19 protein-coding genes, 2 tRNA genes and 11 pseudogenes are annotated in these 24139 nt (G+C 69.2%); 3 read left to right on the plus strand and 29 right to left on the minus strand.

Translation table 11 applies throughout. From position 1 onward, the window contains the following. Window positions 1–51: 51 nt before the first annotated feature. The 11 genes and pseudogenes from G5V59_RS21710 to G5V59_RS21760 form a co-directional block, all read right to left on the minus strand. Window positions 52–585 (minus strand): alpha/beta hydrolase, encoded by a 534-nt coding sequence (locus G5V59_RS21710; RefSeq protein ID WP_278257843.1) that lies wholly within the window; start codon window positions 583–585, stop codon window positions 52–54. After that, window positions 501–1406 carry an alpha/beta fold hydrolase gene (locus G5V59_RS21715; protein WP_278257844.1) on the minus strand — a complete coding sequence of 302 codons (906 nt, stop codon included), beginning with the start codon at window positions 1404–1406 and terminating at the stop codon, window positions 501–503. Before G5V59_RS21715 ends, G5V59_RS21710 begins: the two co-directional genes overlap by 85 nt. Beyond that, window positions 1403–1546 (minus strand): hypothetical protein, encoded by a 144-nt coding sequence (locus G5V59_RS21720; RefSeq protein ID WP_278257845.1) that lies wholly within the window; start codon window positions 1544–1546, stop codon window positions 1403–1405. The genes G5V59_RS21715 and G5V59_RS21720 overlap by 4 nt, the downstream gene beginning before the upstream one ends. Before the next feature lie 259 nt (window positions 1547–1805). Beyond that, a complete protein-coding gene (locus G5V59_RS21725; protein WP_278257846.1) occupies window positions 1806–2312 on the minus strand; it encodes an L-histidine N(alpha)-methyltransferase in 507 nt (168 codons plus the stop codon). Window positions 2313–2391: 79 nt separating this feature from the next. Then, window positions 2392–2790: pseudogene (locus G5V59_RS21730) on the minus strand (L-histidine N(alpha)-methyltransferase); the annotation flags it as partial. Then, window positions 2696–3268, minus strand: coding sequence for an SUMF1/EgtB/PvdO family nonheme iron enzyme (locus G5V59_RS21735; RefSeq protein WP_278257847.1), 573 nt, complete (start codon window positions 3266–3268; stop codon window positions 2696–2698). The gene G5V59_RS21735 and the pseudogene G5V59_RS21730, both read right to left, overlap by 95 nt. A gap of 130 nt (window positions 3269–3398) precedes the next feature. Further along, window positions 3399–3530 (minus strand): annotated as a pseudogene (locus G5V59_RS37370) (ergothioneine biosynthesis protein EgtB); the annotation flags it as partial. Window positions 3531–3614: 84 nt separating this feature from the next. Further along, a complete protein-coding gene (locus G5V59_RS21745) occupies window positions 3615–4070 on the minus strand; it encodes a DinB family protein (RefSeq protein ID WP_278257848.1) in 456 nt (151 codons plus the stop codon). Window positions 4071–4122: 52 nt separating this feature from the next. After that, window positions 4123–5235: a hypothetical protein gene (locus tag G5V59_RS21750; protein WP_278257849.1), complete on the minus strand. Its 1113-nt coding sequence runs from the start codon at window positions 5233–5235 to the stop codon at window positions 4123–4125. A 50-nt stretch (window positions 5236–5285) separates the two neighbouring features. Then, window positions 5286–5603, minus strand: coding sequence for an alpha/beta hydrolase fold domain-containing protein (locus G5V59_RS21755; RefSeq protein WP_278257850.1), 318 nt, complete (start codon window positions 5601–5603; stop codon window positions 5286–5288). A gap of 103 nt (window positions 5604–5706) precedes the next feature. Then, window positions 5707–6249, minus strand: a pseudogene (locus tag G5V59_RS21760) (alpha/beta hydrolase fold domain-containing protein); the annotation flags it as partial. 142 nt (window positions 6250–6391) lie between these two features. On the opposite strand from G5V59_RS21760, the gene G5V59_RS21765 reads away from it, so the two are divergent. Further along, window positions 6392–6619, plus strand: a complete 228-nt coding sequence (locus tag G5V59_RS21765) for a hypothetical protein (RefSeq protein ID WP_278260331.1) — start codon at window positions 6392–6394, stop codon at window positions 6617–6619. Next, complete coding sequence (locus G5V59_RS21770) at window positions 6589–6843, plus strand: MarR family transcriptional regulator (RefSeq protein ID WP_278259986.1); 255 nt, start codon at window positions 6589–6591, stop codon at window positions 6841–6843. Before G5V59_RS21765 ends, G5V59_RS21770 begins: the two co-directional genes overlap by 31 nt. Window positions 6844–7665: 822 nt before the next feature. Here G5V59_RS21770 and G5V59_RS21775 read toward each other — a convergent pair. Together G5V59_RS21775 and G5V59_RS21780 are read right to left on the minus strand one after the other, a co-directional pair. After that, window positions 7666–8232 carry a hypothetical protein gene (locus tag G5V59_RS21775; RefSeq protein WP_278257851.1) on the minus strand — a complete coding sequence of 189 codons (567 nt, stop codon included), beginning with the start codon at window positions 8230–8232 and terminating at the stop codon, window positions 7666–7668. A gap of 237 nt (window positions 8233–8469) precedes the next feature. Further along, window positions 8470–9105 carry a hypothetical protein gene (locus tag G5V59_RS21780; protein WP_278257852.1) on the minus strand — a complete coding sequence of 212 codons (636 nt, stop codon included), beginning with the start codon at window positions 9103–9105 and terminating at the stop codon, window positions 8470–8472. A 348-nt stretch (window positions 9106–9453) separates the two neighbouring features. Here G5V59_RS21780 and G5V59_RS21785 point away from each other — a divergent pair, with 348 nt between their 5' ends. Continuing rightward, complete coding sequence (locus G5V59_RS21785; protein ID WP_278257853.1) at window positions 9454–9852, plus strand: hypothetical protein; 399 nt, start codon at window positions 9454–9456, stop codon at window positions 9850–9852. Between the two features lie 222 nt (window positions 9853–10074). Here G5V59_RS21785 and G5V59_RS21790 read toward each other — a convergent pair whose 3' ends face one another. From G5V59_RS21790 to G5V59_RS21860, 16 genes and pseudogenes are all read right to left on the minus strand, one after another. Next, complete coding sequence (locus G5V59_RS21790) at window positions 10075–10695, minus strand: hypothetical protein (RefSeq protein WP_278257854.1); 621 nt, start codon at window positions 10693–10695, stop codon at window positions 10075–10077. 583 nt (window positions 10696–11278) lie between these two features. Next, a tRNA-Ala gene (locus tag G5V59_RS21795) sits at window positions 11279–11355 on the minus strand. Then, entirely contained in the window at window positions 11334–11510 is a 177-nt protein-coding gene (locus G5V59_RS21800; protein WP_278257855.1) for a hypothetical protein, read from the minus strand. Before G5V59_RS21800 ends, G5V59_RS21795 begins: the two co-directional genes overlap by 22 nt. Window positions 11511–11573: 63 nt before the next feature. Beyond that, a tRNA-OTHER gene (locus tag G5V59_RS21805) sits at window positions 11574–11647 on the minus strand. A 91-nt stretch (window positions 11648–11738) separates the two neighbouring features. Further along, window positions 11739–12374, minus strand: coding sequence for a DUF3566 domain-containing protein (locus G5V59_RS21810; protein ID WP_341351280.1), 636 nt, complete (start codon window positions 12372–12374; stop codon window positions 11739–11741). After that, window positions 12369–14819 (minus strand): annotated as a pseudogene (gyrA, locus tag G5V59_RS21815) (DNA gyrase subunit A); the annotation flags it as partial. The gene G5V59_RS21810 and the pseudogene gyrA, both read right to left, overlap by 6 nt. 126 nt (window positions 14820–14945) lie before the next feature. Next, window positions 14946–16285, minus strand: a pseudogene (locus G5V59_RS21820) (toprim domain-containing protein); the annotation flags it as partial. Between the two features lie 107 nt (window positions 16286–16392). After that, window positions 16393–16999, minus strand: a pseudogene (locus G5V59_RS37375) (ATP-binding protein); the annotation flags it as partial. 567 nt (window positions 17000–17566) lie between these two features. Beyond that, window positions 17567–18835, minus strand: coding sequence for a DciA family protein (locus tag G5V59_RS21825; protein ID WP_278257856.1), 1269 nt, complete (start codon window positions 18833–18835; stop codon window positions 17567–17569). After that, a pseudogene (recF, locus tag G5V59_RS21830) lies at window positions 18828–19959 on the minus strand (DNA replication/repair protein RecF). Before recF ends, G5V59_RS21825 begins: the two are co-directional and overlap by 8 nt. A gap of 31 nt (window positions 19960–19990) precedes the next feature. Beyond that, a pseudogene (gene gnd / locus G5V59_RS21835) lies at window positions 19991–20899 on the minus strand (phosphogluconate dehydrogenase (NAD(+)-dependent, decarboxylating)). A 199-nt stretch (window positions 20900–21098) separates the two neighbouring features. Then, window positions 21099–21374, minus strand: a pseudogene (locus G5V59_RS21840) (DNA polymerase III subunit beta); the annotation flags it as partial. Continuing rightward, window positions 21268–21756 (minus strand): hypothetical protein, encoded by a 489-nt coding sequence (locus tag G5V59_RS37380; protein WP_341351001.1) that lies wholly within the window; start codon window positions 21754–21756, stop codon window positions 21268–21270. The gene G5V59_RS37380 and the pseudogene G5V59_RS21840, both read right to left, overlap by 107 nt. Before the next feature lie 76 nt (window positions 21757–21832). Further along, window positions 21833–22081 (minus strand): annotated as a pseudogene (locus G5V59_RS21850) (DNA polymerase III subunit beta); the annotation flags it as partial. A 385-nt stretch (window positions 22082–22466) separates the two neighbouring features. Next, window positions 22467–23505, minus strand: a pseudogene (gene dnaA, locus G5V59_RS21855) (chromosomal replication initiator protein DnaA); the annotation flags it as partial. Next, window positions 23496–23999 (minus strand): hypothetical protein, encoded by a 504-nt coding sequence (locus G5V59_RS21860; RefSeq protein WP_278257857.1) that lies wholly within the window; start codon window positions 23997–23999, stop codon window positions 23496–23498. The gene G5V59_RS21860 and the pseudogene dnaA, both read right to left, overlap by 10 nt. Window positions 24000–24139: the final 140 nt, after the last annotated feature.

Raw genomic sequence — 24139 nt, forward strand, 5'->3', positions numbered from 1 at the left:
GGTGGCGGACGCCGTACTGCACGACGTCCGCCACCGGTGGGAGAACCGGGCTCAGCGCCCGATCGCCTGGGCCTCCTGCAGACCCGCACGCAGGTCGGCCGGCATCCGGTCCGGGCTGCCGCCCGTCGCCTTGCGGGCACGCAGCCCCGCAGCGGCGGCCGGCTCGGGAGCCGGCACCGGGTCACACTGCTGGTCGCTGCGGTTGCCGGGCTTGCGGGCCGGCAGCGCACCGGTGTCGAGGTAGGTCGCGATGGTGTTGTCGGTGCAGTCGATGCCCGACAGCGAGCCCGAGTGGGTGGTGCCCCCCACGCCCTCGATGAGGTACGACGACGGGAACGCCTTGCGGGTGGCCAGCGCCCCCGAGTAGACGGTCGCGGCGTCGTTCGTCTCGGCGATGAGCAGGATCTTCGTCGAGATCCGCGACCCGTCGACGCGCACCGCCTGCTGCGACGCGGCCGGCCAGTTCAGGCAGGGCGCGTTGTACCAGGTGTTCCCCCAGGTCAGGAAGGGGTGCTTGAGGTGGATGCGCCACGAGTCGGCCTGGGTGCGCTTCCAGCCCGGCCACTTCGCGTCCGTGCACTGCACGCCGTTGTAGATCGCGAAGCCGTTGTCGTCTCCGGGCCCGCCGTAGGCTGGCGAGCACGTCGCTGCCGTCGCCGGTCTTGACCAGGCTTGGCGTAGGCGTCGCCGAGCGCGACCCAGTCGTAGACGTAGTAGCCGGCGCTGAGCATCACGTCGTCGAGCTCGTCCGGGCCGAGCTTTGCCGTCGGCGGCCGGGTTGCGGTCGAGTTTGCGCCCGCAGGCGGTAGTAGCCGCGCTTGATGGCGCGCCAGTCGGTGCCGAGGCCGAAGTGCGCGTCGTGGTCGGCGACCCACTTCCAGTAGGTGTCCAGGTTCTTGTCGAACTGGATGTCCTGGTCGAGGTTGGCCTGGTAGAAGGCGTTCTTGGCGTTGAGCACGCCGTCCCACACGAACCGGCCGACCTGCTTCGGGAACAGGGTCGCGTAGACCTGGCCGAGGTAGGTGCCGTAGGAGAAGCCGTAGTAGTTGAGCCTTCTCCTGGCCGGCGGCCTTGCGCAGGCTGTCGAGGTCGCGGGCGACGTCGGTCGTGCGCAGGTGCGGCAGGAGCCCCTTGGCGTCGGCCTTCGCGCAGGCGCGGGAGTAGTCACTGGTGGTCTGGCGCCACCAGCGCAGGTCCGCGGCCCGGGTCGGGACGTAGTTCGGGCGGTCGTAGCCCGCGCCCGGGTAGTCCGGGTCGCAACGCAGCGACGGCGTGCTGCGACCGACGCCGCGCGGGTCGAAGCCGTACCAGTCGAACTTCGCGCCCACGCCGTTCGGGATCGCGCCGCCGAGCGTGGCGTAGGCGAGGCCGGAGCCGCCGGGACCACCGGGGTTGACCGCGATCATGCCCTTGTAGTCGGGGTCGGTGTGCAGCTTTGCGGCTCACCGCGATCTGGATCTTCTTGCCGTTCGGCCGCGCGTAGTCGAGCGGGACCTCGAGGTTGGCGCACTGGGCGCCGGCAGCCCTGAGCCGTGCGGTGGGGCACTCGCCCCACACCGGCGCCGGAGGTGTGTACGACGGCACGCCGGCCGTGCGTCCCCCGGGGGCACGGTCGGCGGGAGCCGCCGTGCTGCTGGCCGTCGGCACGAGCAGTGCCGCGGCGGTCAGTCCTGACGCAACGATCGTCAGCGTTCTCTTCACGTGGAATACCTCCGAGTAGATAGACCGGGCCGCAGCCCGGCCCTTCGACCCTGCCTGCTCGGAGACGATGCGTCCAGCCCCTCGGCGCAGATTTTCCGGTCGGATCAGGGCTTGACCGCAAGAGTGAGCGCGAAGTCGCCCGGCTCGTCGGTCCACACCCGCGCGACCGCGAGGCCGGCGGCCTCGAGCTCGGCGGCGATCCGGCTGACGCGGAACTTGGTGGAGATCTCCACCCGCAGGCTCCTCGCCGACGGCCAGGCTCCAGCACCAGGTCGGCACCCGGCACACTGACCCGCTGCGGGACCTCCGCGCGCAGCCGCATGTCCATCCGCTCCATGTGGCCGTCCCAGAACGGGATGTAGGAGAAGGCGTCCTGGTCGAAGTCCGCCCCGAGTCTCACGGTTGACGACCGTGAGGGAGTTGCGGATGAACGCCTCCGTCACGCCCTGGCTGTCGTCGTAGGCCGCGATCAGCCGGTCGGCGCTCTTGACCAGGTCGGTGCCCAGCAGCACCGAGTCGCCGGGCTGCAGCAGGTCGCCGAGCGCGCCGAGGAAGGCCTTGCGCTCCTCGAGGTAGAGGTTGCCGATGGTGCCGCCGAGGAAGGCCACCATCCGCCGCCCGCCCTGCGGCAGGCTGGGCCAGGTGCAGGGTGAAGTCGCCGACGACCGCGACGACCTCCAGGCCGGGGTAGGCCGTGGCGATCTGGTCCGCCGCCTCGCGCAAGGTGCCCTCGGAGACGTCGACCGGCGCGAACCGCTCCAGCCGGCCGGCACCGGTGAAGGCGTCCAGCAGCAGCCGGGTCTTCTCGCTGGTCCCGCTCCCGAGCTCGACCAGCGTGGTCGCACCGCTCGCCGCGACGATCTCGTCGGCGTGCGCCTCGAGGATCGAGCGCTCGGCCGCGAAGGGGTAGTACTCCGGCAGCCGGGTGATCTCGTCGAAGAGCCGCGAGCCGTGGTCGTCGTAGAGCCAGCGCGGCGGGAGGGTGCGCGGGTGCCTAGTCAGGCCGCGTCGTACGTCGTCGACGAGGCTGCCGCTGGCCCAGTCGGGGTCCAGCAGCACGGTCATCTCGGGCTCGCGTCGCGCGCTCATCGGGGCTCCCCTCCGTCGGCCAGGCGCAGCCGGACAGTGCCCACCGTGCGCCCGGTGGGAAGAAGTTGCGGTAGCCGGCCCGTGCGTGGCCGGCCGGGGTGAGCGCGCAGCCGCCGCGCAGCACCATCTGGTTCGACATGAACTTGCCGTTGTACTCCCCGATCGCGCCCGCCGCCGGGTGGAAGCCGGGGTAGGGCAGGTACGCCGAGGAGGTCCACTCCCAGCAGTCGCCGAAGACCTGGCGCAACCGGCCCGTGCTCTCACCCGCGGCGCGCGGGTGGAAGGTCTCGGTGTCGGCGAGGTTGCCCGGCGTCTCCTCGCCGGCGTCGCGACGGACGGCGTGCTCCCACTCCGCCTCGGTGGGCAGCCGCTTGCCCGCCCAGGTCGCGTAGGCGTCGGCCTCGTAGTGGCTCACGTGGCTCACCGGCACCCCCGGGTCGACCGGGAAGGTGCCGTGCAGGGTGTGCTCGAACCACACCCCGTCGACCTGCTGCCAGTAGAACGGCGCCTCCCACTGCTCGCCGTTGACCCGGCCCCACCCGTCGGAGAGCCACGAACTCGGCGCGCCGGTAGCCGCCGTCGGCCATGAACTCCAGCCACTCGCCGTTGGTCACCAGGCGGTCCGCCAGGCGGTAGGGCTCCAGCCAGGTCTGGTGCAGCGGGAGCTCGTTGTCGAAGCAGAAGCCGGCGTCGCGGTGGCCGATCTCGACCAGCCCGCCGGCGACCTCGACCCAGCCCAGGCTCGTCCGGGGTCGAGGCCGGAGCCGGGCGCCCGGCGTACACCGGCTGCAGGGGGTTGAGCGAGAGCACGTGCTTGATGTCCATCAGCAGCAGGCTCCTGGTGCTGCTGCTCGTGGTGGAAGCCGAGACCGATCGTGCCCGCCAGGCTTGTCGATCGAGCCCTGGTCGAGGCTGTCGAGCAGTGTCTTGACCCGCTCGTCGACGTTGGCGCGGTAGAGCCCCACGTCGTGCGCGCCCGGGCGGCTGATCACCCCGCGCTCGGCGCGGGCGTAGCGCGGGCCGACCGCCTCGTAGTAGGAGTTGAAGAGGAACCAGTACCGGTCCTGGTACGGCGCGAAGCCCGCCTCGTTCTCGGCCAGCAGGAAGGTCTCGAAGAACCACGTCACGTGCGCCCGGTGCCACTTCGTCGGCGACACGTCCGGCATGGACTGCACGGTCTGGTCCTCCGGCGACAACGGCGCAGCGAGCCGCTCCGTGTGGGACCTGACCTCGTCGTAGCGGGTCAGGAGGGCATCGGCCGTCCACTGCGCGGTGGTCATGACCCGACAGTAGGCCGCGGCGCCGACATCAAACAGGGGCGAGCCGTGAACGTCAGTAGTCGATGGTGTGCTCGCCCAGCAGCGCGCGTACGTCGGCGTCCAGGGGCAGCCCCGCGGCCGGGCGGTCCTCGGTGACGTACTCCGCGAAGTCCCCGCTCGGCTCGCGGGTCATCAGCGCGAGGTCGTCCTCCCACCCGCCGTCGAGCTCCCACAGCCCGAGCAGGGACGCGGCGACGTTGCCCTCGACGGCGTCGCCGTCGGCCACCGGCAGGTCGGGGGTGGAGGCGAAGGACTGGACCAGGCCGTCGTCGTGGACGTAGACGTCGTCGCCCAGGACGTACGCCGCGACGGCGTCCGCGAAGCCCTCGGTCCACGCGCAGGCTGCGCGAGGTGACCTTGTCGATGAAGTGCGGGGTGCAGTTCTGCACCGCCGGGAAGTGCTCGCCGTAGAGCTCGCCACTGCCACCAGTGCCCGGCCTCGTGGACGATGGTGTGCCGCGAGGCGGCGTCCTCGCCGGCCAGGATCGGGGAGTTGCTCTCGCCAATGTCGAAGTAGCCGCCGTCCTTGCGGCCGGCCGCCCACACGAAGGCCTGAGCGTCGAGCAGTCCGCGGCGCTCGTCTCCCGCGCGGTCCAGCAGGGCGAGCCGGTGCCGCGATCGGCGTACAGGCTCGCCGGCGGTGTCGACGATCTTCCACGCTCCCGCGTCCTTGGGCGGAACGGCGACCGTGCCCATGTCCTCGCCGGTGACGTCGACGCTGAACGTGTGCACCCGGCCGCCCACGTCGTCGACCACCTGCCACAGCCCGCGCGAGGACGCCGGGAAGCGCAGGATCGCACCGGCCGGCAGGTCGCCGTCGACACAGGCGTCGAAGCGCCCCTCGTCGTCGGTGATCCCCGTCGCCAGCGGCTCCTCCGCCTGCCCCGCCGGCCACAGGCTCCCAGTCGGACGCGCGGACCGGGCCGGTGATCGGGACCGGGCCGCCGTCCTCGTCGCCGTCCTCGGCGCTGTCCCAGGTGTACTGCAGCGTGCCGGTCACGCACTCCGGCGCGGGTCGCTCCTGGGGCGCGGCGGCGCCGGGCTTCGTCGTGCAGGCGGCGAGCAGGAGGACCGCCGCCGCGCCCGGCGTCAGTCGTCGTACGACGGTGGGGAGTCCTCGGAGCACGACGCAGGATAGCCCCGGGCCACGGGCCCGGGGCTCCTCCGCGCCGGGGACTACTCGGCGAGCGCGCCCCGGAGCGCGCCGACCGCCTGCGCGATCGCGGCCTTCGCCGCGGCGGTCTCGTGCAGGCTGTTGACCATCACGAAGTCGTGGACGATGCCGAGGTAGCGGGTCGCGGTCACGTCGACGCCCGCCCGGCGCAGGTTCGCGGCGTACGCCTCACCCTCGTCGCGCAGCACGTCGGCCTCGGCGGTGATGACCAGCGCCGGCGGCAGGCCGGTGAGGTCCTCGGTGGTGGCGCGCAGCGGCGAGGCCGTGATCTCGGCGCGCTGAGCGGGGTCGGTCGTGTACTGGTCCCAGAACCACTTCATCCCGTCGCGAGCGAGGAAGTAGCCCTCCGCGAAGTCGTGGTAGGCTCTGCGTGTCGAACGCGGCGTCGGTGACGGGGTAGAAGAGCACCTGGAAGCGGAACGCGACGTCGCCTCGCTCCTTGGCCAGCAACGTCAGCGCGGCGCTCATGTTGCCGCCGACCGAGTCGCCGGCCACCGCGATCCGGCCGCCGTCCAGCCCCTTGTCGGCGCCGTGCTGCGTGACCCACTGCGCGACGGCGTACGCCTGCTCGATCTGGTGGGGGTACTGATACTCGGGCGCCCGGTCGTACTCCGGGAACACGACGGCGGCGCCGACGCCGACCGCGAGGTCGCGCACCAGCCGGTCGTGGGTGTGCGCGTCCCCGAACACCCAGCCCGCGCCGTGGACGTAGAGGATGACGGGGAGGTCGCCGGTCGCGCCCTGCGGCTTGACGATGCGGACCTGCACGGTGCCGGTCGGCCCGCCGGGCACCTCGGTCCACTCCTCGTCGACCTCCGGCTTGAAGATCGGGTCGTCCTGGACGCCGTCGACGGCGGCGCGGCCCTCGGCGGGGGGCGGCTGGTAGAGGAAGGGCGGCTGGCTGGTGGCCTCGACGAATGCCTGGGCGGCCGGCTCCAGCGCGATGTTCTTCGGGTTGGCGGTCATGGCAGCAGGCTCCTGTGGTTGTCGGGGGGAACGACCAAGGCGAATTACCTTGTGCACAAGATATTACGTCGCCAGTACCTTGCGCGCAATGCTTATAGGCGAAAACCTTTCACGCAAGGTAGTTGCGCCCTACCCTTGAGCCATGGCCACGCCGAAGCACAGCCTCGACCTCGGCGAGCAGGCTGTGCTTCTCGCTCTACACCGCCCAGCGGCTCGTCACCGCCGCCTACCGCCCGATCCTCGACGCGCTCGGCCTCACCTACTCGCAGTACGTCGCGATGCTGGCCCTCTGGGAGTCGGCGCCCCTCACCATGGGCGAGTCTCAGCACCCGCCTCGGCCTGGACTACGGCACCGTCACTCCCCTGGTGAAGCGCCTCGAGGCCGCCGGCCTCGTCGCCCGGACCCGCAGCACCGCGGACGAGCGCACCGTCCACGTCACCCTCACCGACGCCGGGATGGACCTGCGCACGAAGGCCGTGAGCATCCCGGACTCGATCGCCGAGGTCATGGCGCTGGAGCCGGGTGAGTTCGCGACGTTGAAGGACAGCCTCGAGCACCTGAGCGCGAACGTGGCTGGACGAACGGAAGACTGACGGACAGGAAGCCGTCGGCCTACGGCCGTGGGTCTGTCGGTGGAGCCTAGGGGACTCGAACCCCTAACCCCCTGCATCTCTCGCGGGCTCAACATCCCGAACCATGGCAGATCATCGACCACCACAGCCTGAGCGTGGACGCGCATAGATCGCGGCCCGTGAGTCGCATGACCCCACATCGACCGACACGGTCGATAACGACTTGCACGGGTAACCGTGCAGGTCACGACACTGATCTGAGCGCACCTTGGCGGCTCAGCCCGAGCGACCATCGTCTGAAAGTCTGGAGCGGGGGATGACGTCCACGTCGAGGCCAGCCCAGAGCCACGGCTCGGGTGACTCGCTCCAGGGCCCGGCTGCGGTGATCTGGGATGGACTCTCGATAGATGACGACGGCTGGGACGGCCATCATCTCCGAGTCGATGTGCAGGTCGCCGTCCGAGTCGACGTAGTCGAGCCCTGCGCGTCCCGTCGCTCGCACCTTGTACCCAGGAGAGGAATCGATCCAGCCCTTGCGATGTCGGAGGGACTCGATACCTGCCTCTGAGCGATCGCCCTGCAACGACTGCCCCGTCGGCCAGTCGATGATCGTCCAGTCGTCCCTGCCCTCACAGACCCGATCTACCTCGGCCAGGACAGCCGAGGAGTCGGCTGGCCAACGCCTCGCGTCAAGCATGGTGTCGAGTCTCGTGATGTCGCAGCACGCCGAGCCACCGTCACGGAACCGAAGCTCGTACCTCTTCTTACGGAGCCGGCCACGACCAGGGAGTCTCCGCACACCGACCAGTAGTTCCCGGGCAACCGGAACGGGGGCGTCTCTTCTCACGTCCGCTCCCGATCGGTCGCCTCTGGCTGCCAGTCCACGCACTCCAGGACGCGATCAGACTTCAAGGCATCGAGTAGTCCCGGCTCCCCCGACACCTTCGTGCCCTGGAGGTCGTAGTCGGTCCAGACGAACCAAGAATGATCCGCCGGCCAGATGTTCGTGGGCGAGAAGTCGTAGTGCCCGCCCTTCTCAGAGATCAAGTCCTCCACGCCACGGAGCGGCCCTTCCCACAGGTGCGTGCAGTCGAAGTCACCTCCGGCTGGAAGCGAGGCGTAGAAGGCGTAGCAGCGCGTTTCTTCTCCTGCCTCGGAGTGATCCGCGAGGACTCTCAGCAAGGCCGTGAGGCTCTCTTGGTCGAGGGAGCCTTCCGGAGGCGCGGACACGGAGGCCGGCCAGCTCCCCTTGGGAAACCAGCGGTGGCAAGGCGGATACTCCCGCGTCCCAGCGAAGTCGGGGAACCTGGCCAGATAGTCAGCCCAGGTCACTCGAACCCACGGGCTGCCCGGGTGGACCACGAAGCCAAGGGGTGTCCCGGTCACAGTTGTGGACTCGTCGAGGTTCACGTCCCCGATGATGAGCGGAGCAACGTCGCCCGCATCCCACCTGCGCCTGTGAAGGTCATCGTGGCTACCAAGCCCTTCGAGGGATCGGTTCTCATGCATGGCGTGAAGCACCCCACGTTGACACTGGCCAGCGTTCAGCGTCGTAACCAGTGACACTCCCCTCGGGCGGGAGGTCCGCAAGCCAGGCCATCGCCTCCTCGGGGTCAGCGGTTCGCTTCATCGCGGACTTGGACTCACTCACTTTGCGCCCTCACGCGCTTGCCGCGATCCACCACGAGCGTTGGCCATGACCGCAAGTTCTTCCGGGCTGGCGATGCTGATCCGCTGATCGACTAGAGCAAGCAGCCGGATCGGACGGCCTCCTGCCGCTGCGGCCTCGAACTTGTGGTGCCCGTCCAAGAGGAAGTGGCTCAGGACCCAGTGCTCGTAGTAGTCCTCGCCCTCGTCTATCGCTGGCTGGATCACGTCGAGCAGCGAGTACGCCACGGCGGTTCCCGGCTCGACGGCTCCCGCGTACTCGGCGACCCGAGCAGGGTCGTTCCAACTCGGCGGGACCATCGGGACGACGAACTCGTACAGGTGGCCATCGTTGGGCATCGGAGACTCGAAGGTTCGGTAGTACGCGGTCCCCGGGTTCTCTGGCGATCCGACCGCTGGGTCCACTCCCCACGTCGCGATCTGTTCGTGGGTGAAGTAGTCCGAGGGGCTGCCCGGCTCCACCAGCTGCGGAGCCACCTCCGGGAGCAACGCCGTGTACTCCGAGCGGGGAAGCACCTTTCCGTACGCCCGCAGCACACCGTCGTCGATCTGCTCTACGGTCCCGCTGAGGCGATCGTTGGCAAGCGCAAGGTCAGCGCGCTCAGGCTCAGCCAACTTCTTGAAGAGGGCAGGGGATGTGCCGCACCAGAGGTTCAGGCTCGAAGATCGACCGACCGTTCAGCCTGGAGACGGCGAGGCGGGAACGCCGTCCCTGGAGCAGGCTTGGGCGTAGGCACGGCGATGGCCGCACGCTTCTCCTTCACTCCCAGGGAAACGCTCTGACGCACATCTGCGAGCACGGGACGACGCTACGCGACACCCGCAGGAGTCGCTCGCCATTAGAAGCCGAAGCGTCCCGGAAGCCGCGACTGGGGTATGACCCCCTTTTGCCAGGCCCACAGTTACCGCTACGTCATAGCAGCAGTCATCCTGCGCAGGTTTCCAGGTCCTAGGGATGCAACCATGAGCGCCATGGCAGACCAGGTATCCCAACGGTTGATCGACCAACGCTTGCGGAACCGCGTGATCGAGGCCGTGGAGATCGTTGCCGAGGGTGATCGCGGTGTGTTGGCCGTCGGCGACACCGAGTACTTCAACTTCTTCTTCGACTTCATCGATGACGATCTTCCTAGGGCCTGGCGGTCCCTCTCGACCTACACCGCGGAGGAAGTGTCAGCCCTTGAGGACGTGCTGGCATCGATGCTCGCAGCCCTCGAAGCGACCTCCGGAATGGATCACTTGCAGATGATCGCCAGCGGCTGGCCTAGCAAGATCCAGCCTGTCGCCCAGCGAGCTCATGCGCTCATGCTCAGCCGAGGAAGGTTCAACGAAGAGTCGGAAGAGGAACTGCCTTCGGGCTGACCGGGATCAGATCCGAACTGACCTGATCAGTCGTCCGGTTCGGTTCTCGACTCTGCGGGGGGCAAGTTGGTTCGGAACTCCTTGACCACGGCTAGCGCATCCCGGAAAGAGGACGTCCGCGCCAGTTCGAGCGCCGGGTGAAAGCGTGCACGAGCCAGGTCGACGCGGTGGCGGTTGAAGCCAACAACGATCGCTGCACGAACGCTGATCGGGACGGGGCGCTCATCCCGTTTCCAGCGAACCATCCGGACCAAGACGCCGTAGGCTCATGCCCCAGGTCAGCGGGTACAGGTAAGGCAACGCTCCCAACGGGAGCCACACCAACATCCCGAGGATCAGGAGTTCGTCGTCCCACTCGATCGCGCTCGGGTCCTTCCAGATGAGGAAGGCAGTACCAGCAGTGAACACGAAGCCGAAGATGGCGAGGAGCGTGCTGACGCAACTTGCGACCTGAGCCGAAGACGGATCCTTCTTCGCAGCGATCTCGACACCCACCAGCAGCAGGAGCAGCGGCTGGATCAGGATCTCCACCGGCAGGGAGAAGCCGACGATCCCGAAGAAGAACTCGATCAACACCGTGGCAGCGAAGGTTTCCCGCATCGCCTTGCGGAAGAACGCCGGGTCATCGGCCTTCGTCACCGTGAAGACGAGCGCGAGACCAGAGACGACACCCCAACTGACCGTCTCCTTCAGGAGGTCTGGATTCCACAGTCCGACCTTCGACGCCAACCAGACCAGAGCCGCCATGTAGGCGTAGAACCCGAGCAAGACCAGAGAGATCGGCGGCTTGATCGCCACGACCAGGATCGAGGTGATGCTCGATCGCATGTCCTTGGACCGCACGGCAACAACCACGATCCAGATCGCCGCGACGGCGAGCCAGAGGAGGCTCGCGAGTCTCGCGGGAGGTGAGCACGCTGAGACCCTAGACGTGGTCTCCGACACGAGACCGGGCACGCCGGGTTGGCTCGTAAGTCAGAGGCTCTTCGTAACGATCGAGACCTTCCTCGCGCAGGGCGCACTCCTGGGACCGTTGCTGTTGAGCAGGCTGTCTCGTGTCGTCTGCGCAAGTTCCCCACTTGCGTCGGCGGCGAGTAGACCCAGGTGGGCGGGCGCTAGCCGATGGCATCCGTGCTGTTCTCGACGGCGCTGGGTTCACGTGGGCTGTTGGACACACGTTCCGCCGTACGGTGGCGACTCGTCTCGGAGAGGTGGGGGTGCCCGTTCGTCGCATCGCTGACCAGACTCGGGCACTTCGACACGAACACGACCTTGAGGGTCTATCTCGCCCAAGACTTCGACGGTGACAAGTCGGACCTCGCAGCGCATCTGGGACGATTCAGACGCCGTCGACGGTAAGCATGTGGGTAACAGACCATCCAGCCCGACTAGTGCTAGATGCTCCGTTGCAGGTCAGAGCCTGTTCTGGTGGAGCCTAGGGGACTCGAACCCCCTAACCCCCTGCTTGCAAAGCAGGTGCGCTACCAATTGCGCCAAGGCCCCGCAGCCCGTCGTACGACGGGCGGGGTGGTCAGTTCTTGGGGAGGGTGTCGGTCGCCTCGGCCCAGAGGGCCTGCTCGGCCTTGCTCTCCTGGAGGCTTCTTGCCGGCCACGACGACGCCGACGGCGGCGAGGACCGCGAGAACGAGCTTCTTCACTGCTCCACTCCTTGCTTCTAACGAGAAACCCCGGTCCGCGGTGACCGCGGCCGGGGTGTTCCGTGGGCCTAAGAGGACTTGAACCTCTGACCCCCACATTATCAGTGTGGTGCTCTAACCGTCTGGTTTATAGGCCCGGGTGGCCTGCTGTTGTTGGGTGGAAGCCCCGCGGCAGCAAGCCGAGGACAGACCTTACCGGAGCAGCGGAGCCGCTAACAAAACGAGGGCTCAGTTGTCTTCTGCCAAGGTGATCTCGACGCCGCCCAGGAGCGCGGCGGACATGTTGTAGAGGAACGCGACGAGGGTCGCCGCCGCGGTGATCAGCACGACGTCGATGGCCGCCACCAGCATCGTGAAGCCGAGCACGCGGCTGGTGCCGAGGTAGTCCTCGATCCGGAAGCCGGCGACGTCCTCGCCGCCGATGCTCTCCTGGATGGTGGAGTTGATCGAGTCCCAGACACCGGCGGCACCGAGGACCTGCCAGACCATCGCGACCGAGACCACGGTGACCACGGCGAAGGCGATGGAGAGCAGGAACGAGGTCTTCATGACCGACCAGGGGTCCACGCGCGTCAGGCGCAGGCGGGCGCGGCGCGGCGCGCGGGGACGGGCACCGGCCGGCGCGGCCGGCAGGGCGGTCGACGGCGGCTGCGGCGGGGTCGCCGGGGGGCCACTCGGCGATCCGTCCACGGGCGGACGGATCGCCGTCTCGTCGACACGCTCGCTCATCAGGCTCTCACTCTCCCCGGGATCCCCAGTGGTCCCTTCCTCACCCGAGACGGGCTCGGCGGTTCCTCCGATTGTGGCATCCGGGGCCTCATCGGGCGATTCCGTCGCCTCCTCCTCGGGGTCCTTGGCCTCCACGGAGCGGGCCACGACGGCGACGGTGTCGCCCTTCTTCGGCGTGACGAAGTTGACGCCCTGGGTGGAGCGGCCGGTGGGCCGGAAGTCGTCGTTGATGGGCGAGCGGACCACCTGGCCGGAGGCGGTGATGGAGAGGATCTCGTCGCCGTCGACGACGATGAAGGCGCCGACGAGGGAGCCGCGCTCCTCGTTCTCCAGACTTCATCGCCTTGATGCCGATGCCGCCGCGGGACTGCACGCGGTACTCCGCGATCCGGCTCCGCTTGGCCTTGCCGGCGTCGGTGATCGAGAAGACGTACTGGACCGGCGCCTCGGCGTCGCCCTCGGCCTCCTCGTTGGCGACCTCCTCGGCGCGGATGACGGCCATCGACAGCAGCGCGTCGCCGTCGCGGAACTTCATCCCGGTCACGCCGGACGTCGCCCGGCCCATCGGGCGCAAGCTGGTCGTCGGTCGCGGGGAAGCGGATCGCCTGGCCCTTGCGGGAGACGAGCAGGATGTGGTCGTCGCTGCTGACCAGGCTCCGCGCCGATCGACTCGTCGTCGTCGTCGCGGAAGTTGATCGCGATGACGCCGGCCTGGCGCGGGCTGTTGTAGTCGCCGAGGCGGGTCTTCTTGACCAGGCCCTTCTTCGTCGCCAGGACGAGGTACGGCGCCTGCTCGTAGTCGCGGATCGCGAGCACCTGGGCGATCGACTCGTCCGGCTGGAAGGACAGCAGCCCGGCGACGTGGCCGCCCTTGGCGTCGCGCGAGGCCTCGGGCAGGTTGTAGACCTTGGTCCGGTAGACCCGGCCGGCCGTGGTGAAGAACAGCAGCCAGTGGTGCGAGGTGGTCGCGATGAAGTGCTCGACCACGTCGTCGCCGCGCAGCGAGGCGCCGCGCACGCCCTTCCCGCCGCGCTTCTGCGTGCGGTACTGGTCGGCGCGGGTCCGCTTGGCGTAGCCGCCGCGGGTGATCGAGACGACCTGGTCCTCATCGGGGATCAGGTCCTCCATGGACATGTCGCCGGCGGCCGCGATGATCTGGGTACGACGGTCGTCGCCGTACTTCTCGACGATCTCGCCCAGGCTCCTCGACCACGATCGAGCGCTGGCGCGCGACGTTGGCGAGGATGTCCTTGAAGTCGGCGATCTTGAGACCCCAGTCGGCGAGACTCGTCGATGATCTTCTGCCGCTGCAGGGCCGCGAGCGAACGCAGCTGCATGTCGAGGATCGCGGTGGCCCGGACTCGTCGATGTCGAGCAGGCTCCATCAGGCCCTGGCGCGCCTCCGCGACGTCCGGCGAGCGCCGGATGAGCGCGATGACGTCGTCGAGCGCGTCGAGCGCCTTGACCAGGCCGCGCAGGATGTGGGCCCGCTCCTCGGCCTTGCGCAGCCGGTACTCGGTACGACGCCGGATGACCTCGACCTGGTGCTCGACCCAGTTGCTGATGAACTGGTCGATGGTCAGGGTCCGCGGCACGCCGTCGACCAGCGCCAGCATGTTGGCCGAGAAGTTGGTCTGCGAACCGGTGTGCTTGAGCAGGTTGTTGAGGACCACCCGGGCGACGGCGTCGCGCTTGAGCACGATGACGATGCGCTGGCCCACCCGCGAGGACGTCTCGTTGCGGACGTCGCTGATGCCCTGCACCTTGCCGGCGTCGGCCGACTCGGCGATCTTCACCAGCAGGTTGTCCGGGTTGACCATGTAGGGCAGGTCGGTGATCACCAGGACCGTGCGACCGGCCTTGTCCTCGTCGACCTCGATGATCGCGCGCTGGGTGATCGAGCCGCGGCCGGTGCGGTAGGCCTGCTCGATGCCCTCGCGGCCCACGATGAGCGCGCCGTTGGGGAAGTCGGGGCCCTTGACGCGCTCGATGAGCGCGTCCTGCAGCCTCCTCGCGGCTGGCGTCGGGGTGCTCGAGCGCCCAGACGGCGCCCTCGGCGACCTCGCGCAGGTTGTGCGGCGGGATGTTGGTGGCCATGCCGACCGCGATGCCGGCCGAGCCGTTGACCAGCAGGTTCGGGAACCGGGCCGGCAGGATCGTCGGCTCCTCGGTCTTCCCGTCGTAGTTGGCGACCATGTCCACGGTCTCTTCGTGGATGTCGCGCACCATCTCCATCGCCAGCGGCGCCATCCGGCACTCGGTGTAGCGCATGGCGGCGGCAGGGTCGTTGCCCGGAGAGCCGAAGTTGCCCTGGCCGGCGACCAGCGGGTTGCGCATCACCCAGGGCTGGGCGAGGCGGACGAGGGTGTCGTAGATCGCGGAGTCGCCGTGCGGGTGGTAGTTACCCATCACGTCGCCGACGACGCGCGCGCACTTGTTGAAGCCACGGTCGGGGCGGTAGCCGCCGTCGTACATGGCGTAGAGGACCCGGCGGTGCACCGGCTTCAACCCGTCGCGTACGTCGGGCAGGGCCCGGCCGACGATGACGGCCATCGCGTAGTCGATGTAGGAGCGCTTCATCGACTCCTGCAGGTCGACGGGCTGGACGCGCCCGCTGCCGCCGCCATCGGCGAGGTTGCTCTGGATCTCGGTCACGATTGCTCTCTCTGCTTCGATCTATCGATGTCTAGGACGGGTGTTAGAGACCTAGATATCGAGGAATCGGACGTCCTTGGCGTTGCGCTGGATGAAGGAGCGCCGCTGCTCGACGTCCTCCCCCATCAGGATCGAGAAGATCTCGTCGGCCTGCGCGGCGTCCTCGAGGGTCACCTGCAGCAGCACCCGCTGGTCGGGGTCGAGGGTGGTCTCCCACAGGCTCGTCGGCGTTCATCTCGCCCAGACCCTTGTAGCGCTGGATCGGCGCTTCCTTGGGCGAACTTCTTGCCCTGCTCGACGCCGTCGCGCATCACCGCGTCACGCTCGGAGTCGGAGTAGACGTACTCGTGCTCGTGCGGCTTGTTCCACTTGATCCGGTACAGCGGCGGCTGGGCGAGGTAGACGTGGCCGGCATCGATCAGCGGGCGCATGAACCGGAAGAGCAGGGTCAGCAGCAGCGTGTTGATGTGGTGGCCGTCGACGTCGGCGTCGGCCATCAGCACGATCTTGTGGTAGCGCAGGCTTGTCGAGGTCGAACTCCTCCTGCACGCCCGTTCCGAGCGCGGAGATGATCGCCTGGACCTCCTGGTTGGCCAGGACCTTGTCGATGCGGGCCTTCTCGACGTTGAGGATCTTTCCGCGGATCGGGAGGATCGCCTGGATGTTGTTGTCGCGGCCCATGACCGCGGAGCCGCCGGCCGAGTCGCCCTCGACGATGAAGACCTCGCACTCCTCGGGGTTGCGCGAGCCTGCAGTCGCGCAGACTTGCCCGGCAGGCCTCCCCCGCCGAGCAGGCCCTTGCGGTTGCGGGCCAGGTCGCGGGCCTTGCGCGCCGCGATCCGGGCGGTCGCCGCGGCCTGCGCCTTGCGGATGATCTCCTTGCCCTCGTTCGGGTTCTGCTCCAGCCAGGCACCGAGCCGGTCGTTCACGACCGACTGCACGAAGCCCTTGGCCTCGGTGTTGCCGAGCTTGGCCTTGGTCTGACCCTCGAACTGCGGGTTGGAGATCTTGAGGCTGATGATCGCGGTGAGACCCTCGCGGATGTCGTCACCGGTCAGCCGGTCCTCCTTCTTCTTGATCAGGCCCCACTCCTCGCCCCAGCGGTTGACGAGCGAGGTCAGCGCCGCACGGAAGCCCTCCTCGTGCGTGCCGCCCTCGGGGGTGTTGATCGTGTTGGCGAAGGTGTGCACCGACTCGTTGTACGACGAGGCCTGCCACTGCATGGCGATCTCGAGGCTCATCGGGTTCGGGACGTCCTCACCGGTGTCCGCCTCGGCGGCGATGATCGAGCCGATCGGCGTCTTGCGCTTGTTGAGGAAGTCGACGTAGTCGGCCGGGCCGCGCTCGTACTGGAAGACCTGCTCCAGCGCCTTGTGGCCGTCGACGTCGGCCGCGTGGATCTCGGTCGCGGCGTCGGCGACACCGTCCACGTCGGAGGCAGTGCCGTCCTCGACCGCCTCGGCGATCTCCTCGGCCTTGGGCCGCGCGTCCACGAACCGATGCGCAGGCCCTTGTTGAGGAAGGCCATCTCGCGAAAGCGGGTGGAGATCGTCTCGAGCGTGTAGTCGGTGGTCTCGAAGATGTCCGGCGAGGCCCACCACGTCACGGTCGTGCCGGTGCGCTCGCCCTCCTCGAGGGCACGGACCTGGCGCAGCGGGTAGTCGGGGACGCCGAGGGAGAACTCCTGCTCCCAGAGGTAGCCGCGGTTCTTCACCTGCAGGTGCAGGCGGTCGGAGAGCGCGTTGACGACGGAGGAGCCGACGCCGTGGAGGCCGCCGGAGACCTTGTAGCCGCCGCCCCCGAACTTGCCGCCGGCGTGCAGCACGGTCAGCGCCAGCGTCGCCGCGGGCAGGCTCCTGACCCGGCGCGGTGTCGGTCGGGATGCCGCGGCCGTCGTCGACGACGGTGACCGAGCCGTCGGCGTTGAGGCTCACCTTGATCACGTCGCAGTAGCCGGCCAGCGCCTCGTCGACCGCGTTGTCGACGATCTCCCAGATCAGGTGGTGCAGACCGCGCTCACCGGTGGAGCCGATGTACATGCCGGGGCGCTTGCGGACGGCCTCGAGGCCCTCCAGCACCTGGATCGCGGAGGCGTCGTACTCCATGCCCTGCGGGGTGGCCTGGTCGTCAGTCGACACGCGGGTGACCTCTTCTGCTCAACGGGGAGAACGCCGACGCCGATGGCATGGCGAAGGCCGAGTCGCGTCGGAAGACGGTGGTCAGGAGACGGTTTCTCGGCCAGGAACCCATTCTAGCCCGCTGAGGGCCTCAGATCACGTGAGCGACCCGTCGTAGGGGAGGTCCGGATCCGAGAACGCCGCCTGAGCGGCCCGGAATGCCTTGTCGGAGGCCCGCGCAGGGGGGCCGCCGGGTCCCCCCTACGCCCGAGCGGCCAAAGAACGCCGGGCCGGCCCCCAGGGGGACCGGCCCGGCACGAGCGCCGCGAATCGCTCAGGCAGCGATCGGCTCGTTGTTCAACCGCTTGTAGGTGTAGGCCGTGCCGACCAGCGCGATCGGGATGGCGGCCAGCAGGCCGACACCGCAGAGGAGCCTCGCCGACGAAGACGATGACCAGGGTGACGAGGTACCACAAGATGGTGGGGCCCAGGTTGTCCGAGGACGAAGCGGAAGTCTCGCCTTGATCGCGTCGACCGGTGCGAGGTTCTTGTCGATCAGGAAGTAGAGCGAGTAGGCTGCTGAAGAACCCGAAGGCGATGCCCGGCAGGTAGCAGAGCACCGTCCCGACGAGGACGCCCGCGCCGACCAGGAGACTGGTGACGACGACCGGCCCGAGGTTCTCGAACTTGAAGACCCCGGCGGTGCTGAACGCCCGGCCCTGGGTCACGCCGAGCGCCTCCCGGATCAGGCCGGCGCCGACGATCTGGGCGAAGACGAAGAAGACGCCGATGAAGAGCGCGGTCAGGAGCAGGGTGGCGAAGAACCCGAGCCCGCCCGCGTCGTACTCGGTGCAGTAGCCGGCGACGTCGCGGCTCTTGCACTCCAGGCCGTCGCCGGCGAGGACGCCGAAGACGAGGATGGCGTAGATGCCGAAGATGACGATCGCCCCGGCGAAGATCGCCAGCGCGGCGAGGATCATCTGGCCCATGTTCGCCTGGAACTTGGCCCAGGCGTAGGCTGAACGCCTCCCCCACGTTGTACGGCGGACCGCCGGGGCCGCCGTAGGGCTGACCGGGCGGCGGCGCGCCGTAGCCACCCGGCGGGCCCGGCGGTCCGGGCGGCGGAGGCGGCGGCGGTGCCGGCGGCTCGAAGTTGCTCATGACGGTCTCCTCACCCTGCGGGACGATCCCCTGCGAACGTGCTGCATCGTAGCGGGGTCCGGCCGCGAGGGCAGGACAAGAAATCTCAGCCGTAGGTGTCGCGCGGCCCGCGGCCGTCGCGCGTGCCACGGCGACCGTGCTTCCACGACGGCGCGTGCGGCCCGAGCACCTCGACCACGCGCACCGTGCCGTCGCCGAGCTCCTGGTTGAGCCGCTTGACCAGGCTCGCCGCGAACAGCCTTGAGCTCGGGTGGCCCAGGCGGTGGAGTCGGTGCGCACGACCAGGGTGCCGTCGGTGAGCGTCTCGGGCGTGGAGTGGGCACCGATCTCGTCGCCGACGATCTCCGTCCAGCGCCCGAACACGCCCCGCACCTGCAGGTCCAGCCCCCAGCCGCGGTCGCCGACGAGGCGGTCGACCTCGGAGCCCAAGCCCTGCGGGTCGCGGCCGTCGGGGCGCGCTCCGCTCAGCTGCGCCTCGCCCGGCCGGCCGCGACCGCGCCGGGTGCCGGAGGCGGTGGTCCCGGTGCGCGGCAGGCGCCGGCGGGCGGGGGTCGTCGCCGCGCCCGCGGCGCCGAGGGTCTGCGCCCGGGCCAGGTCCAGCCCGTCCGCGCGGTGCTCCTCGACCTCCTCCTCGACAGGCAGGTCGTCCTCGGGCTCAGGCACGGGTCACCTCGCCGGCCGCGACCTGGAAGGTGGTGCCCCGCAACGCCTCCGGTACGTCGGCCTCCACCGCCGCGGTCACCAGCACCTGCTCCGCGCCGGCCACCAGCGCCGCCAGCCTGCTCGCGACGCTCGGCGTCGAGACTCGGCGAAGACGTCGTCGAGGATCAGGATCGGGTCGTCGCCGTCGGCCCGCAGCAGGTCGTAGGACGCCAGCCGCAGCGCGAGGGCGAAGGACCACGACTCCCCGTGGCTGGCGTATCCCTTCACCGGCAGCCGGTGCTCGTCACCTGGCCCGAGGGTCAGCAGCAGGTCGTCGCGGTGCGGGCCGACCAGGGTCACCCCGCGCTGGATCTCCTCGGACTGACGCCGCGCCAGGCTCGGCGCGGAAGGACTCCGCGAGGTCGTCGGCGGCCGGCACCGTCGCGGCGTACTCGATCCGGGCATCGTCGCGGCTCGCCCCCCGGGCCACCGCCTCGTAGGCCTTCCCCAGGTACGGCGCCAGGTCCGTGGTCAGCGCCTGGCGGGACCGCAGCAGCTCGGTGCCGGTCGCGACGAGGTGGTCGTCCCAGACCGCCAGCGTGGCGAGCGCCGCCTCGCGACTGGACCCGCGGGCGGCGTACAGGGTCTTGAGGAGAGTGTTGCGCTGCTTGAGCACCCGGTCGTGGTCGGCGATGACCCCTGCGTAGCGCGGGGTGCGCAGCACCAGGAGGTCGTCGAGGAAGCGCCGGCGCTGGCCGGGATCGCCCTTGACGAGGGCCAGGTCCTCGGGGCTGAACACGACCGTGCGGACCAGCCCGGCCAGGCTCGCGCACCCGCGGCAGCGGGGAGCGGTTGATCCGCGCCCGGTTGGCACGGCCGGGGTTGAGCTCGACCTCGAGCACGGCGGTGCGTCCGCCGCGGACCACCGCGGCCCGCACCACCGCTTGCTCGGTGCCCGCTCGGATCAGCGGCGCGTCGGTCGCGACCCGGTGCGAGGACAGCCGCGACAGGTAGTCGATCGCCTCGACCAGGTTGGTCTTGCCCTGCCCGTTGCGGCCGACGAAGGCCGTCACGCCCGGTTCGAGCGCGACGTCCACGTCGGCGTACGACCGGAAGTCGTGGAGGGTCAGGTGGGCGACGTGCACCGCACCATCATCCCTCGTCCGGGCCCCGCGATCAGTCCGGGTTGGCCTCGCCGCCCGGAGGCGGGTCGGTGTGCACGGCGTGGCCGCCGAACTGGTTGCGCATCGCCGCGATCGCCTTCATCGCCGGGCTGTCCTCCTGGCGCGAGGTGAACCGGGCGAACAGCGAGGCCGCGATGACGTGCATGGGTACGGCGTTGTCGATCGCCGCCTGCACGGTCCACCGGCCCTCGCCGGAGTCGTCGGCGTAGCCGCGCAGCCTTGTCGAGATGGGTGTCGGCCTCGATCGCCTCGGTCAGCAGGTCGAGCAGCCACGAGCGGATCACGGTGCCGTGCCGCCAGGAGTTGAAGACCTCCGGGACGTTGTCGACGAGATCGACCTTCTCGAGCAGGCTCCCAGCCCTCGGCGTAGGCCTGCATCATGGCGTACTCGATGCCGTTGTGGACCATCTTGGCGAAGTGGCCGGCGCCGGGGGTGGTGCCGGCGTGCACCGCACCGCCCTCCTCGGGCTTGAGCGCGTCGAACGCCGGCTGCACCTTGGCGATGTCCTCGTCCGAGCCGCCGTACATCAGCGCGTAGCCGTTCTCCAGGCCCCAGACCCCGCCGGAGACGCCGCAGTCGACGAAGCCGATGCCCTTCTCGGCGAGCGAGGCGGCGTTGACCGCGTCGTCGGTGTACTTGGAGTTGCCGCCGTCGACGACGAGGTCACCCTCGCCGAGGAGCCTCCTTGAGCTCGGCGACCGTGGAGCGGGTCGGGTCCCCGGCGGGGACCATGACCCAGACGACCTTGGGCGAGGGCAGCGCCTCGACCATCTCGGCGAGGCTGCCGGCGTCCGCGAGGTCCGGGTTGCGGTCGTAGCCGACGACCGTGTGCCCGGCATTGCGCAGGCGGGTGCGCATGTTGCCACCCATCTTGCCGAGTCCGACCAGTCCGATGTGCATGCGATGCACTTCCCTTCGGTGTCGTGGTGGTTTCAGGCTCAAGAGTCGCCGAGGCATCAAGAGGTAGCGGAACGATCCGCCGTCCTCGCCGTCCTCCTCGTTGGTCCCGCTGATCACCACGGGCTTGGCGGCCTGGGTGAAGGCGAGACTCGACGACGGCCTGGTCGATGGCGCCGAGGCCGTCGAGCAGGAAGGCGGGGTTGAAGCCCGTCACCAGGTCCTCGCCCTCGATCTGCGCGGGCACCGACTCCGATGCCTGCGCGTCGTCGCCGGAGCCGGCGTCGAGGATCAGCGCGCCGTCGCGGAAGCCTGAGTCTGCACCGCGGTGTTGCGGTCGGCGACGAGCGAGACCCGCTTGACCGACTCGATCAGCCTCGGCGCGGTCGATCTTGGCGACCGTGAGCTTCTCGCTCGGGAACAGGCTGCGGACCTTGGGGAACTCCCCGTCCAGCAGTCGCGTGGTCGTACGACGCACGCCGCCCGGTCCGGTGCCCTCGAAGCCGATGATCCCGTCGCCGGAGCCGGAGGCGGACAGCGCGATGGTGACCTCGGGACCGGCGGTGAGGGACTTGGCCGTGTCGCCGAGCACCTTCGCCGGCACCAGCGCGGCGACGGTGGCGTCGGGGGTGCCCGGGTTCCAGGTCAGGCTCGCGCTGGGAGAGCCGGAAGCGGTCCGTGGCGAGCAGGGCGATCGTGTCGCCCTCGATCTCGATCCGCACCCCGGTGAGCACCGGCAGCATGTCGTCGCGGCCGGCGGCGGTCACCGCCTGGCCCACCGCGTGCGCGAAGGCGTCGCTCGGCACGGTGCCGGTCGCGGCCGGCATCTCCGGGATCGTCGGGTAGTCCTCGACCGGCATCGTCTGCAGCGAGAAGCGCGAGGAGCCGCAGGTGAGCGAGACCCGGGTGCCGTCGAGCGTCAGGCTCCACCGGCTTGTTCGGCAGGCTGCGGCAGATGTCGGCGAGCAGCCGGCCGCTGACCAGGGCCTTGCCCTCGTCGTGCACCTCGGCCGAGAGCGTGGCCCGTGCGGAGGTCTCGTAGTCGAACGTCGAGAGCACCAGGCCCTCGTCACTGGCCTCGATCAGCAGGCCGGCGAGCACCGGGGCGCTCGGACGGACCGGAAGGCTGCGCGCAGCCCAGGCGACGGCGTCGGCGAGGACGTCGCGCTCGACTCGGAACTTCACGTTCGTCGTACCTCATCACTGGGATCGGTTGGGGTTGCATCCTGCCACGAGCGTCCTGAGCGTGACACTGCCCGTCGGCGAGTCGGATCGAGGGGGTGGGCGTCGTTCCACAGGTCGGTGGTCGGGAGAGGTGCGGCGCTCGATGGATCCGTGAGTAGGTACGGAGTGGTCATAGGTTCGGTGGAATCTGTGGAGAACCCACGTCTGTGCAGGTCAGCGGCCGATCCGGGGGTGGACGACGGCTGTGGAGAGCCTGTGTACGGCCTAGCCCGGCATGGGGACCGGCGCGGCCGTGTGGAGGGACCTCTCGGCGCCTCCACGGAATCCTCCCCGTGTAGTTCTCACAATTCCGGGTGAGTTCTCCACAGCACCGGACGAGGAGGAATCAGCCCTGGCGGGCCTGCATCTTCACCCGGTTGGTGAGACTCGGAGACTTGGTTGAAGACCGCACGGCGCTCGCCGAGGAGCCTGGTTGATCTTCCGCTCGGCGTACATCACCGTCGTGTGGTCACGGTTGCCGAACTGCGCGCCGATCTTCGGCAGCGAGAGCCCGGTGAGTTCGCGGCACAGGTACATCGCGATCTGGCGGGCCATCACCAGGTGCCGCCCGCGACTGGGCCCGGTGAGGCTCCTCGATGGTCAGCCCGAAGTACGCCGCGGTCTGGGCGATGATCAGCGGCGCGGTGATCTCCGGCTCGCCGCCGTCGGGGATCAGGTCCTTGAGCACGATCTCGGCCAGCGTCATGTCGACGTCCTGGCGGTTGAGGTTGGCGAAGGCGGTGACCCGGATCAGGGCACCCTCGAGCTCGCGGATGTTGGTCTGGATCTTGCTGGCGATGAACTCCAGCACGTCCGAGGGCGCGGTGAGGCGGTCCATCGCGGCCTTCTTGCGCAGGATCGCGATCCGCGTCTCCAGGTCCGGCGGCTGCACGTCGGTGATCAGGCCCCACTCGAACCGGTTGCGCAGCCGGTCCTCCAGCGCCTCGAGCCGCTTCGGCGGGCGGTCGGAGGTCAGCACGATCTGCTTGTTGGCGTTGTGCAGCGTGTTGAAGGTGTGGAAGAACTCCTCCTGGGTCTGGGTCTTGCCCTCCAGGAACTGGATGTCGTCGATGAGCAGCACGTCGACGTCGCGGTACTTCCGCTTGAACCGGTCCTGCCGGTCGTCGCGGATCGCGTTGATGAACTCGTTGGTGAACTCCTCGCTGGAGACGTAGCGCACCTTGGAGCCGGCGTAGATCGTGCGCACGTAGTGACCGATCGCGTGCAGCAGGTGGGTCTTGCCGAGTCCGGACTCGCCGTAGACGAGGAGCGGGTTGTAGGCTCTTGCCGGGTGCCTCGCTCACCGCGACGGCCGCGGCGTGCGGGAAGCGGTTGGAGGAGCCGATGACGAAGGTCTCGAAGGTGTACTTCGGGTTCAGCCGCGACTCCCCGCTGGTGGCGGGCGGGGTGCTCGGGCTCGGCAGCAGCGCCGGGCGGTCCGGGGCGTCGTACCCGGTGTCGAAGGCGGGGGCGCCGGTCCGCGGGGCGTCGTACGTCGATGTGTCGACCTGGCGACTTGTCGACATGTCGATCGACGGCTCGGCCGGGGTGTCGTCGTACGCGTGCCCCTCGAAGCCGGGCTCGGCCTGCAGCGAGCTTGTCGACGGTGACGGCGAGCCTGGACCTCGTGACCGAAGCGCTCGGTGAGCACGTCCTCGAGCTGGCCGCGCAGCCGGCCCTCGAGCCGCTTGCGGGTGAAGTCGTCGGGAACGGCCACGATCGCGGTGGTGCCGTGCAGGGTCACCGGCTTGCTCGACTGCAGCCATGCCCGCTGGTGGGCTTGGAGGTCGCCGACGACCACCGCCCACTCACGTTCGAGACGCGCGGTGGCGCTCTCGGGGGTGGCGTCGTTCGGGGGCTGATCGGGGTTGCCGGTCACGCCTCACACCTCTCGCTGTTGGTGGCCTGCTCTGGTCCACAAGTTTGTCCACAGGTTGTGAACATTTGCATCATCGGGGCCGACGATGCCTGACCGAGGCCGCCCGGAGCGCCGTTTCGTCGGCATTTCCGCAGGTCAGA

The sequence above is a fragment of the Nocardioides convexus genome, from assembly GCF_011090295.1.